11 protein-coding genes are annotated in these 13,717 nt (G+C 73.7%); 6 read left to right on the top strand and 5 right to left on the bottom strand.

All coding sequences use genetic code 11. The features are described from left to right. Window positions 1-49 precede the first annotated feature (49 nt). Window positions 50-604 (top strand): TIGR03086 family metal-binding protein, encoded by a 555-nt coding sequence (locus EDD29_RS16165; RefSeq protein ID WP_123665201.1) that lies wholly within the window; start codon window positions 50-52, stop codon window positions 602-604. Between the two features lie 130 nt (window positions 605-734). On the opposite strand, the gene EDD29_RS16160 is transcribed toward EDD29_RS16165, so the two are convergent. Together EDD29_RS16160 and EDD29_RS16155 are read right to left on the bottom strand one after the other, a co-directional pair. Then, window positions 735-1,862 carry a PQQ-dependent sugar dehydrogenase gene (locus EDD29_RS16160; RefSeq protein ID WP_246052802.1) on the bottom strand — a complete coding sequence of 376 codons (1,128 nt, stop codon included), beginning with the start codon at window positions 1,860-1,862 and terminating at the stop codon, window positions 735-737. 174 nt (window positions 1,863-2,036) lie between these two features. Then, window positions 2,037-2,915 carry a LysR family transcriptional regulator gene (locus EDD29_RS16155; protein WP_123665200.1) on the bottom strand — a complete coding sequence of 293 codons (879 nt, stop codon included), beginning with the start codon at window positions 2,913-2,915 and terminating at the stop codon, window positions 2,037-2,039. Window positions 2,916-3,033: 118 nt separating this feature from the next. Between EDD29_RS16155 and EDD29_RS16150 the strand changes: the two genes are divergently transcribed. Beyond that, entirely contained in the window at window positions 3,034-4,374 is a 1,341-nt protein-coding gene (locus EDD29_RS16150) for an MFS transporter (RefSeq protein WP_246052801.1), read from the top strand. Here the strand turns inward: EDD29_RS16150 and EDD29_RS16145 are convergent. After that, the gene (locus EDD29_RS16145) at window positions 4,362-5,264 is read right to left on the bottom strand and encodes an SDR family oxidoreductase (protein ID WP_123665199.1); all 903 of its coding nucleotides are present in this window, start codon (window positions 5,262-5,264) and stop codon (window positions 4,362-4,364) included. The genes EDD29_RS16150 and EDD29_RS16145 overlap by 13 nt on opposite strands. An 87-nt stretch (window positions 5,265-5,351) precedes the next feature. Here EDD29_RS16145 and EDD29_RS16140 point away from each other — a divergent pair, with 87 nt between their 5' ends. After that, window positions 5,352-5,921: a TetR/AcrR family transcriptional regulator gene (locus tag EDD29_RS16140; RefSeq protein ID WP_123665198.1), complete on the top strand. Its 570-nt coding sequence runs from the start codon at window positions 5,352-5,354 to the stop codon at window positions 5,919-5,921. 144 nt (window positions 5,922-6,065) lie between these two features. Here the strand turns inward: EDD29_RS16140 and add are convergent, their stop codons facing one another. Then, on the bottom strand, window positions 6,066-7,073 hold the full coding sequence (gene add, locus EDD29_RS16135; protein ID WP_123665197.1) for an adenosine deaminase: 1,008 nt from the start codon (window positions 7,071-7,073) through the stop codon (window positions 6,066-6,068). 281 nt (window positions 7,074-7,354) lie between these two features. Between add and dctA the strand changes: the two genes are divergently transcribed. The 3 genes from dctA (at window position 7,355) to EDD29_RS16120 (ending at window position 10,581) form a co-directional block, all read left to right on the top strand. Beyond that, window positions 7,355-8,695 carry a C4-dicarboxylate transporter DctA gene (gene dctA, locus EDD29_RS16130; RefSeq protein WP_123665196.1) on the top strand — a complete coding sequence of 447 codons (1,341 nt, stop codon included), beginning with the start codon at window positions 7,355-7,357 and terminating at the stop codon, window positions 8,693-8,695. A gap of 75 nt (window positions 8,696-8,770) precedes the next feature. Further along, window positions 8,771-9,742 (top strand): ATP-binding cassette domain-containing protein, encoded by a 972-nt coding sequence (locus EDD29_RS16125; protein ID WP_123665195.1) that lies wholly within the window; start codon window positions 8,771-8,773, stop codon window positions 9,740-9,742. Continuing rightward, entirely contained in the window at window positions 9,739-10,581 is an 843-nt protein-coding gene (locus EDD29_RS16120) for an ABC transporter permease (protein WP_123665194.1), read from the top strand. The genes EDD29_RS16125 and EDD29_RS16120 overlap by 4 nt, the downstream gene beginning before the upstream one ends. Window position 10,582: 1 nt before the next feature. On the opposite strand, the gene EDD29_RS16115 is transcribed toward EDD29_RS16120, so the two are convergent. Further along, window positions 10,583-13,693, bottom strand: a complete 3,111-nt coding sequence (locus tag EDD29_RS16115; protein ID WP_123665193.1) for an ATP-binding protein — start codon at window positions 13,691-13,693, stop codon at window positions 10,583-10,585. Between the last annotated feature and the right edge of the window lie 24 nt (window positions 13,694-13,717).

Here is a 13,717-nt window from a genome sequence, read left to right as displayed (position 1 = left end):
CTGGAATCGGCACTTCTGCCGGTCCATTCCGGCTTCTAGCCTCACGATCATGGACATAAGGGACCTGCACCGCCGCTCGCTCGACGACCTCCACGCCCACCTCGTCCGGGTGAGCCCCGCCGACCTCGCCCTCCCGACCCCGTGCGCGGGCTGGGACCTGCGCGCGCTCCTCGGCCACCTCGTCGCCGAGAACCGCGGCTTCGCCGGCGCCCCGACCTGGACCGACGCCGCCCTGGGCGCCGACCCGGCCGCGACCTTCCGGGCTACCGCCGACGCCGTCGTCGCGGCCTTCGCCGAGGCCGCCGCGCTCGACCGCAAGGTCCCGGTGAACGCCTTCGGCACCTTCAGCGGCGCGATCGCGCTGCGCATGCACTTCATCGACAACGCCGCCCACACCTGGGACGTCGCCCGCGCCCTCGGCCGCCCCTGGACCCCCTCTCCCGACCTCGCCGAAGCCGCCCTCACCACCGCCCTGGCCTTCCCCCTCCCCCGCGGCGAAGCCGAAGCCTTCGCCCCCGAGATCCACCTCCCCGCCGACGCCCCGCCCGCCCACCGCTTCCTGGCCTTCACCGGCCGCGACCCCCACTGGCGCCCCGCCCCCTGAGCCCTCCCCATGACCACCGCACGGCCTCCGCCCCGTCAGGACCCCACGACGAAGGGCGGTCCTCGCCCCGACGCGTCGTGACGCGCCAGGCGGACGGGACCTCCCACCCGGACGGTCCGGCCCACCCCGCTCAGCGGGCCGGGTAGCGCAGGATCCTGTCGTCGCCCTCGCGTACCTCGCCGCGGCCGTCGGTGTTGGACGTGGTCACCCACAGGGCTCCGTCGGGCGCGACGGCGACCGTGCGGAGGCGTCCGTAGCGGCCTTCCAGTTCGGCGCGCGGGGCGCCCGTCCCGCCGTCGTCGAGCGGCACCGTCCAGAGCCGTTCACCGCGCAGCGCCGCGACGTAGAGGGTGTTCCCGGCGATGGCCGCGCCCGAGGGGGACGCCTCCGCGGTCGACCAGGTCACGAGCGGATCGGTGAACCTGCCGCCGTCGGTGTCGCCCTTGCCCTCGACCTCCGGCCAGCCGTAGTTGCGGCCCGGCTCGATGAGGTTCACCTCGTCGTAGGTGTCCTGGCCGAACTCGGTGGCGAACAGCCTGCCCTGCCCGTCCCAGGCGAGCCCCTGGACGTTGCGGTGGCCGAGGCTGTACATCGGGGAGCCCGGTGTCGGGTTGCCCGGAGCGGGCTCGCCTTCCGGGGTCAGCCGGAGGATCTTCCCGTTGGGGCTCGCCGGGTCCTGTGCCGAACTCGACTCCCCCGCGTCGCCCGTCCCGGCGTAGAGCATGCCGTCCGGGCCGAACGCGATCCGGCCGCCGTCGTGGAAGGACGCCGACGCGATGCCGTCGAAGACGACCTGTGGCGTGCGGTCGTCCAGCCGGAACCGGACGATCCGGTTGTCGGACTCGGTCGTGAGGTAGGCGTACACGTACCCGTCGGCGGCGTACGACGGCGACACCGCCAGCCCGAGCAGACCGCCCTCCCCCTCGGCGTGGACCCCGGGAACCCGGTAGACCTCCCGTGCCGCCCCGCCGCCCGCGGGCACCTGCACCACCTTCCCGCTGTCCCGCTCGGCGACGAGCGCGTCCCCCGACGGCAGGAACGCCAGCCCCCACGGTGCCTTGATATCGCGGGACACCTCCTCGACGGCCCCGAGATCGGGCGCGCCGCCGGGCTCGCTGGTCCCGGTCACCGACGGGCCCGCCCCCGGCGTCCCGGCCGGGGCCGTGCCCGCCGGGCCGCCGGGCTCCGCACCACCGCAGGCCGCGAGCGCCATCACCAGCACGACGGCGCACAGACCGCCTTTCACGTTCCTTCTCATGCCCTTCGGCTCCTTCGAGATCATGCGCGCATCCGGGCAAGGCCATGGTGGAAGGCGTCCGCCACCCGGATCGCTCTCGGCACGTGGCCCACCACGGTTATGCCCAGGTCCCGGCGGCCGCCCCGTCCGGGGCGGTGCCGGTGTCCGCTCCCAGGGCCCTGCCCTGAGAGGTCGTCAGGAGGCGGCGGCGTACAGGACGTCGCGGAGGCCCGGCAGGGTCTCACGGGCGGAGTGCCAGACCAGGCGGAGGGCGAGCGGGGGGACGTCGAGGGGGAGGCGGACGAGGGAGCCCGCGGCGAGGGCGGAGGCGACGGCGAAGTCCGGAAGGAGCGCGATGCCGAGGCCCTGTTCGGCCCAGGCCCGCATGACGGACGGGCCGCCCGCCGGTACCCGTTCCGGTCCCGGGCCGAGCAGGAGGTCGGCGGCGAGGCGGAACGAGCAGGCCGGCGCGTTCACCAGGAGGCGTTCGCGCGCGAGGTCGTCCGGGGTCAGCCGGGGGTGTCCGGCCAGCGGATGGCCGGGGGCCGCGGCGAGCACGAGCGGGACGTCGTCCACGTCGACGAAGGCGACGGGATCGGGCGGCACCGGGAAGCCGAGGCCGCCCAGCGCCGTGCCGTTGTCGAGGATGAGCGCCGCCTCCAGCTCCCCGGAGGACACGTCGGCGAGCAACTCGGCGCGGTCGACCGAGGAGACCACCCGCACGCGCACGTCGGGGCGGCGGGCGGCCAGCCGCGCCAGGACGCCCGGCAGGCAGGCGGCCGCGAGGCTCTCCAACGCCCCCAGCCGCAGTACCGGACCGCTTCCGACCACGTCGGCGCGCGCCTGCTCGGCCTGGTCGAGCAGCCGCACCGCCCAAGGCAGCAATCGCTCCCCCGCCTCGGTCGGCCGCATGCCACGCGAGGTCCGCGCGAACAGCGCGACGCCCAGAGACTCCTCGAGTCCCCTGATCCGCGCCGACACGCTCGAGGGCGCGAGCTCCAGAGCGACCGCCGCGCCGTGCACCGTCCGATGCCGCACGACCGCCCGGAACACCCGCAGTTCGGTGAGGTCCATACCGCCGTCAGACTAACGCCGCACGCCCCGGCCCGGCGCCTCGCGTTCGGAGGATCCGAACGCCGCGTGCGGCCCGCGCGGTCGAGCCGGATGCCGGCGCGGACGCAGAGTGGCCGCCGTGAACATCTCTGTTTCCCGTCGTCGGCGGGTGGTGGCCCTGTGGGGCGTCTCGCTCGGCTATTTCCTGGTCCTGCTGGATCTGACGGTCCTGTCGGTCGCCGAACCCGATCTCGCGGCGTCGCTGGGCACGTCCGTGGCGGGGCTCCAGTGGGCCGCGGCCGCCTACACGGTGACGTTCGGGGCGCTGCTGCCCGCGGCCGGCGCGCTGGCCGACCGGTACGGCGCGCACCGGGTGTTCCGGGCGGGGATCGTGCTGTTCTCGGCGGGCTCGCTGGCATGCGCGGCGGCGCCGTCCCCCGAGGTCCTCGCGGTGCTGCGGGCGGTGACGGGCGCGGCGGCCGCCGCGTGCGTCCCCGCCTCCCTCGCGGTGATCGCCCGGTTGTACCCGGACGGCCGGGAGCGGGCCCGCGCGGTGGCGACCTGGGCCGCGGTGAGCGGCGCGGCGGTCGCCCTCGGCCCGGTGTGCGGCGGCCTGCTGGTCGACGCGGCGGGCTGGCGCGCGGTGTTCGTGGTGAACGCGCCCATCGCGGTGCTGGTGCTGGCGGCGACGGCGGGCCGCGCGGTCGCCGTGCCGGGGTCGGCGCGCCGGATCGACTGGCCGGTGCAGTTCGCGGCGTGCGCGGCGCTGGCGCTGCTGACGGACGCGCTGGTGCGGGCGGGCTCCGATCCCGGCGCGGCGGTGTGGCCGGGACTCGGCGCGCTGGTCGCGGCCGCGTTGTTCGCCGTGCGGGAGCGCGCGAGCCGGGCTCCGGTGGCGGACCGGGCGCTGCTCGCGTCGGCGGGCGCGCGGGCCGGGCTCGCCGCGGGCGCGGCGGTGGGCTTCGCGTTGAACGGGCTGCTGTTCGTGCTGCCGCTGCTGCTGCGCGACCGGGGCCTGTCCGCGGCGGCGACGGGCTGGGCGTTCCTGCCGCTGACCGTGCCGTTCGCGGTCAACCCGCCGGTGACGGGACGGCTGGTGGCCCGCTTCGGGCCGCGTCCGCCGATCCTCGCGGGTCTGAGCGCGCTGGCGTGCGGCGGGACGGTCCTGGCGATCTCCGCCGGGACCGGAGCGTCGTATCCGTGGCTCGCCGTCGGCCTCTTCTCCACCGGGTACGGGGTCTCGCTGGTGCTGCCCGCGCTGGCCACCGCGATCGTCCGGGCGGCGCCCGACGGCGCGGCGGGCTCGGCGGGCGGGCTGCTCAACGCGGTGCGCCAGATCGGCGCGACCGTCGGCGTCGCCGCGATGGGCTCGGTGACCACCGCGTTCGGCCCCGGCCGGGCGATCGCGCTCGCCGCACTCGCGTGCGGCGGAGGCGCGCTGTGGTTCGCCCGGCAGGGGCCGGCGGGTCAGGTGAAGTAGTGACCCTTGTCGAGGTCTTCGAGGAGGGTCGGGCCGGAGGGGCGCCACGGGAGGAGCGCGCGGGTGAGCTCGGAGGTGGCGGGGCTGTCAGTGGAGAGGCCGGCGCCCAGCCAGCCGAAGTGGGCCGGGGCGTCGGCCGGGGAGATCGAGACGGCCGGGACGCCCAGGTGGCGGGCGATGACCTCGGCGACGTCGCGCAGCGGGACGCCCTCTTCCGCGACGGCGTGGAGGACGGATCCGGCGGGGCCCTCCTCCAGGGCCAGGCGGAACAGGGTGGCGGCGTCGGCGCGGTGGACGGCGGGCCAGCGCTGGGAACCGTCGCCGACGTATCCGGCGACGCCCTTGGCGCGGGCGGCCGCGACGACCTGGGGGATGAAGCCGTAGTCGCCTTCGCCGTGGACGGTCGGCGGGAGCCGCAGCACCGAGGTGCGGACACCCCGGTCGGCGAGTGCCTCCACCCATTGGGCCGTGGCCTGGCGATCGCCCAGATCCCCCGCTTGATCGGCGTTGGTCCGCTCGGTGGCGACCCGGCCCGGCGCGAGCCCGAGCAGCCCTGCCGCGATGACGAACGGGCGGTCTGAGCCTTCCAGCGCTCCGCCGAGCGCCTCCGCGGCGGCGCGGTCGGCCGCGGCGGCCTCGGCGTAGCCGCCGGCGAAGGCGATGTCGTGCTTGAAGGCGAGGTGGACGACGCCGTCCGCCGCGGAAGCGGCCTCCCGCAGGACGACGAGATCGTCGAGGCTCCCTTCGACGACCTCGGCTCCCGCCGCGACCAGTGCGGCGGCCGATTCGGGCGAGCGGGCGAGGCCGGTGACCCGGTGGCCCGCCTCGATGAGCTCGGGAACGAGGACCGAGCCGATCCAGCCCGATGCCCCGGTGACGAGAACGCGCATGACAGAACTCCAGGAATAGGCGATGTCAGTGCCTGACATCATTCAGCGTAGACGATGTCAGGCACTGACATCAACTATGATCTGTCCATGGCGAGATGGGAGCCGAACGCGCGCGGCAGACTCGAACGGGCGGCCCTGGAGCTCTTCGGCGAGAACGGCTACGACCAGACGACGGTCGCCGAGATAGCCGAACGGGCCGGAGTGACGGAACGGACCTTCTTCCGGCATTTCGGCGACAAGCGCGAAGTCCTCTTCGACCCCTCGCACGCCCTGCAGAACCGCTTCGTCGAAGCGGTGACCGGAGCCCCCGAAGACACGCCGCCGATCGAGCTGGTCGTCCTCGCCCTGGAGAGCGCGGGCGCCTTCTTCGAGGACCGCCGCCCCCACGCCCTCCGTCGTCAGGCCGTCATCGACACCCACCCCGGCCTCCGCGAACGCGAGCTCATCAAACTCGACTCCCTGGCCACCGCCCTCGCCGCCGCGCTCCGCGACCGAGGCACCCCCGCCCCCGCCCTCACCGCCGAAGTGGCGGTCGCCGTCTTCCGCGTCGGCTTCGCCCACTGGATCTCCGCTCCCGACACCCCCGACGCCCCCGCCCTCACCGCCTTCCTCCACGCCTCCCTCACCGACCTCGGATCCCTCACCGCCCCCGCTTGAGGACCCCTCCTCCGGGCAGGGCGAACCGCCCCGCCCACCCGTTCGTCCGCGATCGCGAACGGGCCAGGCCGCGGAACATGGGCGCGGGCGGGGATGGACCATCAGGCACCGGGTCCGCCCGCTCGGCCGGCCCGGTGGCTCCGATCAGGTGAAGGTGCGGGCGTAGGCGTCGAGTTCGGACAGGAAGATGTCCTTGCCGCGGCGGGGCAGCCAGGCGGACTCGAAGGCGTTGCGTTCGAGCTGGACGAGGTCGGCGTGGGACAGGTCGAGTTCGTCGCGGACGAGCTGGAGGTTCTCCGCCACGTAGCCGAGGAAATAGGCCGGGTCGTCGGAGTTGACCGAGACGCGCAGGCCCTCGTCCAGCATCCGCCGGATCGCGGCGGACTTGGACCCGTCGGTGACGAACCGGTTGGAGACGGGGCAGACCGTCAGGCCGAGTCCGCGCCGTTTGACCTCGGCGACCAGGGCGGGATCCTCCAGGATGTTGACGCCGTGGTCGATCCGATCGACGCCGATCACCTCCAGGCACTGCCGGATGTGCTCGGTGGAGTTCTCCTGGTCCACGTCGCAGTGCATCGTCAGGAGATACCCCTCCTGCCGGGCCCGCGCGAAGACCTTCTCGAACTTCACCGGCGGGTTCCCCCGCTCGTCGGAGTCCAGCCCGACCCCGACGATCCACTCCTTGTACGGCAGCGACTCCAGCAGCGTCGCCATCGCGTACTCGGCGCTGAAGTCCCGCAGGACGCACATGATGAGCTGCGCCCGCACGTCCAACGTCCGCTCGGCCTCGAGAACCGCCCTGCGCAGCCCGCGGATCACGGTCTCGAAGGACACCCCCCGCGACGTGTGCGCCTGCGGATCGAAGAAGATCTCTGCGTACCGCACATTCTGCGACGCCGCCTTCTCCAGGTACGAGAAGGCCAGGTCATAGAAGTCCGGCTCGTGCTGGAGCACCCGCATGCTCTCGTAGTAGCCCACGAGGAACGACGACAGGCTGTCGAAGCTGTACGCCGCCCGCGCCTCCTCCACCGACGCGTACGGCAGCTCGATCTTGTTCCGCGCCGCCAGCGCGAGCTTCAGCTCCGGCTCCAGCGTTCCCTCGATGTGCAGATGCAGCTCGCACTTCGGCAACCCCACGATGAACTCGTCCACCGGACATCCCTTTCCCCGCTGCTCCCGCAGAACCGGTTCGGTCTCCCCGGTCCCGCGATCGACCTGCCCGAGTTCCCGCCGGCCGAACCGTGGCCGAGGGGTGCTTTCCGGCACGTCCGCGAGCACCCGGGACCGCCGCGGCCCGGCGTGCCCGGCGTGCCCGGCGTGCCCGGCAGGGTACCGACCGCTTGCTCGCTTCGGGATGGCGGCGTCGGTCTTTGACGGGAGGTGCGGGGTGGGTCACGGTGTGTGGCGGGACCGGGTGCGGGAGGGGGCAGGCCATGGGGTTCGGGGGCACCGGGGTGGGCGGGTGCTGGTTCAGGCGGCTGTACGTGCAGGTGCTGGTCGCGATCGTGGCCGGGGTGGTCGTGGGGTGGCGGTGGCCGGAGGCGGGACGGGCCATGGAGCCGGTCGGGACGACGTTCGTCGCGGCGATGAAGATGCTCATCGGGCCGCTGGTGTTCCTGACGGTCGTCGGGGGGATCGCCGGGGTCGCCGACCTCAGGAAGGTCGGCCTGACGGGGGTCAAGGCGCTCGCGTACTTCCAGGTGGGGACGCTCATCGCACTGGTCGCCGGGCTCGTCGCGGGCAATGTGCTCCGGCTGGGCGAGGGGGTGCACGCCGACCCGGCGGCACTCGCGACGAGCGCGACGGCGCAGCGGTACGTCGCCGGCGGGGAGTCCCGGAAGTGGTGGGAGTTCCTCACCGGGCTGGTGCCCGACAGCTTCTTCGGCGCGTTCGTCGAGGGGAACGTCCTCCAGGTCATCTTCCTCGCCGTGCTCTTCGGCGTCGGCCTCCAGGCCGTCGGGCCCGTCGGCGCCCCCCTCCTCGACGGGGTGCGGCGGCTGACCGAGGTCGTGTTCCAGGTCCTTGGCCTGGTCATGAAGGCGGCCCCGGTGGCCGCGTTCGCCGCGATGGCCTACGCGATCGGCGCGTTCGGGCTCGCCGCCCTCGCCGGCCTCGGCTCGCTGGTCGCGCTGTTCTACGCGACCTCGATCCTCTTCGTCGTCGTCGTCCTGGGCGGTGTGCTCGCGGCCTACGTCCGGCTGAACATCTTCCGGCTCATCCGCCACCTCAAGGAGGAGTACCTCCTCGTCCTCGGCACCTCCACGTCCGAGCCCGCGCTGCCCGGCCTCATGCGCAAGCTGACCGACCTGGGCGCGGACCGCGCGGTCGTGGGCCTCGTGGTCCCCACCGGCTACAGCTTCAACCTCGACGGCGCCGCGATCTACCTGTCCCTGGCCGCCCTCTACATCGCCCAGGCCACCGACACCCCGCTCGGCCTCGGTGACCAGATCGCGCTGCTCGCGGTGCTGCTGCTGACGTCCAAGGGCGCGGCGGGCGTCGCCGGCGCCGGTTTCCTCGCCCTCACCGCGACCCTCTCCGCCCTCGGCACGGTGCCGGCCGCCGGGATCATGCTGATCTTCGGTATCGACAAGTTCATGTCCGAATGCCGCGCCCTGGTGAACTTCTCCGGCAACGCCGTCGCCGCCCTGGTCATCGCCAAGTGGAGCGGGGCACTCGACTCGGCCAGGGCCCGTGCCGTCCTGGCGGAACGCCCGCCGTCGCCCTCCCCCGAAGCGTCCGGTGAAACCATCAAGGTGGGGGTGAAACCGGGGTGAAAGCGGGGTGAAGGCGGATCCGTACAGACTCTCCTCAGACGTCGGGATGGGCCCGGCGGCGAAAGGGGGCGCGCTGTGGCGGAAATCAGTGCCGTCAAGGCCGAGGGCCTGGTCAAGCGGTTCGGGGACGTCCGGGCCGTGGACGGGGTGGACCTCGAGGTACGGCAGGGGGAGATCTTCGGGGTCCTCGGGCCCAACGGGGCGGGGAAGACCACCACGCTCAAGATGCTCGCCACCCTGCTGCCGATCGACGGTGGGCACGCGGAGATCTTCGGGGTCGATGTCCGCAAGGAGCCGCACCGCGTCCGGCAGCTCGTCGGCCTCACCGGCCAGTACGCCTCGGTCGACGAGGATCTGACCGCGCTGGAGAACCTGCGGCTGTTCGGCCGGCTCCAGGGCCTGTCCGGCGGCCGGGCCAAGGCCGTCGCGGGCGACCTGCTCGAACGCTTCGGGCTTGAGGAAGCCGCCGACCGCGCCCTGAAGAAATTCAGCGGCGGTATGCGCCGCCGGCTCGACCTCGCGTCGAGCCTCATCACCCGCCCGCCGCTGATCTTCCTGGACGAGCCGACGACCGGCCTCGACCCGCGGACCCGCGGCCAGATGTGGGACACGATCCGCGACCTCGTCAACGACGGCTCCACGATCCTGCTCACCACCCAGTACCTCGACGAGGCCGACCAGCTCGCCGACCGCGTCGCGGTGATCGACCGGGGCCGCAAGGTCGCCGAGGACACCCCGGACGCGCTCAAGACCCAGGTCGGCGACTCGACGCTCCAGCTCGGCCTCGCCGAAGGCGCCGACACCGCGCTCGCCGCGGCCGTCGTCCGCAGGCTGCTGGCCGAGGAGCCGGTCCTGACGCCCGAGTCGGGCCGCATGAACGTGTCGCTCCCCGACCCGAACCGGGCCGCGGACGTCCTCATCGGCCTGCGTGAGGCGGGCCTGGCCATCTCCTCGGTGAGCGTCGCCAAGCCGACGCTGGACGAGGTCTTCCTTGCGCTGACCGGCCACGGCGCCGACGACGAGACCCAGAAGGAGACGGCCCGATGACGACGGCCACCGCCCCCGCCCCCACCGTTCCTCGGATCGACCCGGCGACCGTGCTCGCCCGGACCACGAGCCGCAACTCGCCGCTGGAGACCTGGTCCCAGATCCTGTCGATGGCGTGGCGCGCCACGATCAAGATGCGCCGCAACCCCGAGCAGTTCGCCGACGTCCTGATCCAGCCGCTGCTGTTCACCGCGATGTTCGCCTTCATCTTCGGCGGCGCGGTCTCCGGCAGCGTCTCGGACTACCTGCCCGTGCTGATCCCCGGCATCCTCGCCCAGACGTCGCTGACCGCCTGCATGGCGACGGGCGTACAGCTGCGCGAGGACATGGACAAGGGCGTCTTCGACCGCTTCAAGTCCCTGCCCATCGCGCGGATCGCCCCGCTGGCCGGGCCGATGATCGCCGACCTGATCCGCTACGGCGTCGCGTCGATCCTGACGCTCGCCACCGGCATCGCCATCGGCTACCGCCCCGGCGGCGGCGTCCTCGGCTGCGTCGGCGGCATCCTGCTGACCGTCGCGGCCGGCTGGTCGATGGCCTGGATCTTCACCTGGCTGGGCACCATCGCCCGGACGGCGCAGAGCGTCCAGGGCATCTCGATGATGATCCTGTTCCCGCTGACGTTCCTGTCGAACGCGTTCGTGCCCTCCTCCACGCTCCCCGGCTGGCTTGAGGCGTTCGTCAAGGTCAACCCGGTCTCGCACGTCGTCTCCGCGGTGCGCGACCTGCTCAACGAGGGCCGGGTGACGGCCCAGGTCGGCTGGGCGCTCGTCGGCTGCGTCGTGGTCGTCGCGATCTTCGCCCCGCTCGCGGTCCGGTCCTACTCCCGCAAGATGTGACTCAGAGCACCCGCTCCAGCACGGCGCGCGCCTCGTCCATCAGGTCGAGGCCGCGCCGTTCGCCGTATTCGGCCTCGATCCGCGCCAGGACGCCCGGGGCGATCCGCTCGGCGTGCCCGGACAGGACCGGCCACTGGAGCGTCGAGGCGAACCGGTTGTAGGCGAAGCGGTCGGCGAGGACGAGGAGCCGGATCGCGTCCTCGGCGGACATCGCCTTCTTCAGCAGGCCCCAGATGCCCAGCCCGGCGAACACCATGCCGGTCATCGGGATGTCCCGCGGGAGCTCCTCCTGCGTGAACATCATCGGGAGCTGCGCCCGCACCGTGGTGAAGATGTCCGCTCCGTCGTCGCCCTCCCCGTACTGCGCGAACGCCGAGAGCGCCACTGCGTCGCCGAGCATCATCCACGGGAACGTCTCGGTCCGCACGCCGGGCACCCGCATGTTCTTGAGCGCCGCGGCGGCCTCCCGGTACAGCTGGAGACCCTCGGCGTTGCGGCCGTCCGCGAAGGCCAGCTCCGCGCGGACGGTCGCGACCGTCAGGGCCTCGCCGTGGTGGCCGTGGCGGGCGAGTTCCGACAGCTCGTCGATCATCCGGACGGCCTCATCGCGGCGGCCCGCCTTGAGGGCCTTCCCGGCGAGGACCGCGCGGATCTGCAGGAGGTCGTCCACCGCGCCGAGCCGTTCCAGCACCGGAAGGGCCGCGGCCGCGTGCCGTGAGGCGGCCTCCCAGTCGCCGACGTGCTCGTACAGCCCGAAGAGATGGGTGTGCAGCAACGCGCGGTGCCACGGGCCGCCCTCCTCGCCGACGACGGCCAAGGCCGCCTCGCCCGCCTCGATCCCGCCGGGGACGTCGCCGGCGTTCTCCAGGCCGTGGCTCGCCCAGTGCAGGGTGATCGCGCGGATCAGCGGATCGGGGTCCCTCGTGAGCTCCTCGTCGACCCCCTCCGGCGCGGCGACCCAGGCCAGCAGCGAGACCACCAGAGCCCGGACGGCCGGGTCGGCGCCTTCGGTGCCGAGATCGGCGAGCATCCCCGTCAGCGTCTCGACGGTGTCGAGGGAGAGCACCAGCGTGTTGAACAGGGCGACGGCCACGGAGACCCGGGTCCGGTCCAGGAGCCGGTCGGGCGGTGTCCAGCCGGTCAGGGCGGCCACGACGGCGGGGGCGAGCACGATGGTGCGCGCGTGGTCGCCGCGGATGCCCCAGAATCCGCCCAACGCCGACAGCAGGACGACGGCGGACTCCGGGTCGGGGTCGGCGAGAGCCTCGCGCAGCACGTCGGAGAGGTTCGTCTCCTCGGCGCGGATGCGGTCCATCCCCTCGAACTGGCTCGGCGAGTAGAGCTTGAGGCTCTCCCGCGCGGCGTAGCCGACGGCCCACGCCCGCACCGCGGCGCGTGCCCCGGTGGCCTCCCCCGCCTCGTCCAGGCGCATCCGGCCGAACTCGCGGACCGTCTCCAGCATCCGGTACCGGACGCCTTCGGCGGTCTCCACGACCGTCAGCAGGGACTGGTCGACGAGTTCCGCGATGCCGGACAGGGCGTCGTCGCCGAGGACCTCTTCGGCGGCGTCGAGGGTGAAGCCGTCCTGGAAGGCCGACAGGCGGCGCAGCGCCCGGCGCTCCGGCTCGCCCAGCAGGCTCCAGGACCAGTCGATCACCGCGAGGAGCGTCTGGTGCCGGGAGGGGGCGCTGCGGTCGCCGCCGCGCAGCAGCGCGAACCTGTCGTCCAGACGGCGGGCGATCTCGGTGGGCGCCATCACCCTGACCTTGGCGGCGGCGAGTTCGATCGCGAGGGGCAGGCCGTCCAGGCGGTCGACGACGGCGCGCACATCGAGTTCGAGGAGGCGGACCCCGGGCCGCGCCGCGGTCGCCCGGTCGCGGAACAGCGCGACGGCGTCGCCGGTGCCGAGCTGCGGCAGCGGGTAGACGCGTTCGGCGGCGATCGCCAGGGGCGCCCGGGTGGTGGTGAGAACGCGCAGCTCCCGCGTGGTCGCGACGAGATGGGCGACGAGATCGGCGACCGCCTCGACGAGATGCTCGCAGTTGTCGAGCACCAGGAGGGTCGGCACCGTGTCGAGCTGCCCGGCGATCCGGGCGCGGACGTCGGCGCGCTGCTGCGGCGTGAGGGCGCGGCGCCCGGTCACCGAGTCGCGGACGCCGAGGGCCGAGCCGACCTCCCCGAGCAGGTCCTCGGGCGCGGTGACCCCGACCAGTTCGACGAAGTGCACGACCGGCTGCGGGGCGGCACGGGCGACGACGTGGGAGAGGCGGGTCTTGCCGAGCCCGCCCGGACCGAGGATCGACACCACCCGGGCCGTCGCGAGCAGGGCCCGGACCCGCCGGAGGTCGTCGTCGCGGCCGAGCAGCGGGTTCGTGTCGAAGCGGACGCCCGCGCGCACGGGGCTGTCGAGGCCCAGGATCTCCTGGTGGACGCGGCGCAGCTCCGGCCCTGCGTCGGCGCCCGTCCTGTCGCGCAGGCCCACCCGGTACGCCTCGAATCTTTCGAGGGCCGCGCCCGGGCCGCGCACCGCGGCCTCGCTGCGCAGCAGATCGGCGAGCAGCGCCTCGTCCTCGGGGTGGATCCGGGCCGCGGCTTCGAGCTGGACCAGCGCGGCCTCATGATCGCCGCTGCGGCTCCGGGCGCGGGCGAGCACGACGCGGGCCCCGGCGAGATCGTCTTCCGCGCGAGAGCGTACTTCGGCCAGGGGCCCCTCGCCTTCGGGCGCGAGTGTCCCGGCCCCCACCGCGAGGGCCTCCTCCGCCACCGCGACCGCCCCGGCCGGATCCTCGGCGAGCAGTGCCCGCGTGCGCGCGGCGAGCTTGCGCAGCAGCCCGGCATCGATCCGCTCGGCAGGCACCTCGAGCCGGTAGCCGCCGCCCTCGGTGACCAGCGTCTCCGCCCCCACGACCGCCCTGGTTCGCGACACCAGCACCTGGAGCGCCTTCAGCGGGTTGGCCGGTTCGTCCACGCCCCACACCTCGGCGACGAGGCGGTCCGCGTTCACCGCCCGCGCGTCGAGCGCGAGGGCCGCGAGCAGGGCCTGGGCCCGCTCCCCGACCACCGGCTGCCCGCGCCACCGCACACCGTCGAGCAGGCACAGGTCGATCGGCATGCCCCAAGTCTAGGGCTCCCCGGC

Source organism: Actinocorallia herbida (assembly GCF_003751225.1).
Taxonomy (GTDB): Bacteria; Actinomycetota; Actinomycetes; order Streptosporangiales; family Streptosporangiaceae; genus Actinocorallia; species Actinocorallia herbida.
This window is presented reverse-complemented; position numbering and strand designations above follow the sequence as displayed.

What these genes read in the sequence shown, in the direction of transcription:
- EDD29_RS16165 (WP_123665201.1), top strand. Translation starts at nt 50, where the DNA reads ATGGACATAAGGGACCTGCACCGCCGCTCGCTCGACGACCTCCACGCC.
- EDD29_RS16160 (WP_246052802.1), bottom strand. Translation starts at nt 1,862, where the DNA reads ATGAGAAGGAACGTGAAAGGCGGTCTGTGCGCCGTCGTGCTGGTGATG.
- EDD29_RS16155 (WP_123665200.1), bottom strand. Translation starts at nt 2,915, where the DNA reads ATGGACCTCACCGAACTGCGGGTGTTCCGGGCGGTCGTGCGGCATCGG.
- EDD29_RS16145 (WP_123665199.1), bottom strand. Translation starts at nt 5,264, where the DNA reads ATGCGCGTTCTCGTCACCGGGGCATCGGGCTGGATCGGCTCGGTCCTC.
- EDD29_RS16140 (WP_123665198.1), top strand. Translation starts at nt 5,352, where the DNA reads ATGGCGAGATGGGAGCCGAACGCGCGCGGCAGACTCGAACGGGCGGCC.
- dctA (WP_123665196.1), top strand. Translation starts at nt 7,355, where the DNA reads ATGGGGTTCGGGGGCACCGGGGTGGGCGGGTGCTGGTTCAGGCGGCTG.
- EDD29_RS16120 (WP_123665194.1), top strand. Translation starts at nt 9,739, where the DNA reads ATGACGACGGCCACCGCCCCCGCCCCCACCGTTCCTCGGATCGACCCG.
- EDD29_RS16115 (WP_123665193.1), bottom strand. Translation starts at nt 13,693, where the DNA reads ATGCCGATCGACCTGTGCCTGCTCGACGGTGTGCGGTGGCGCGGGCAG.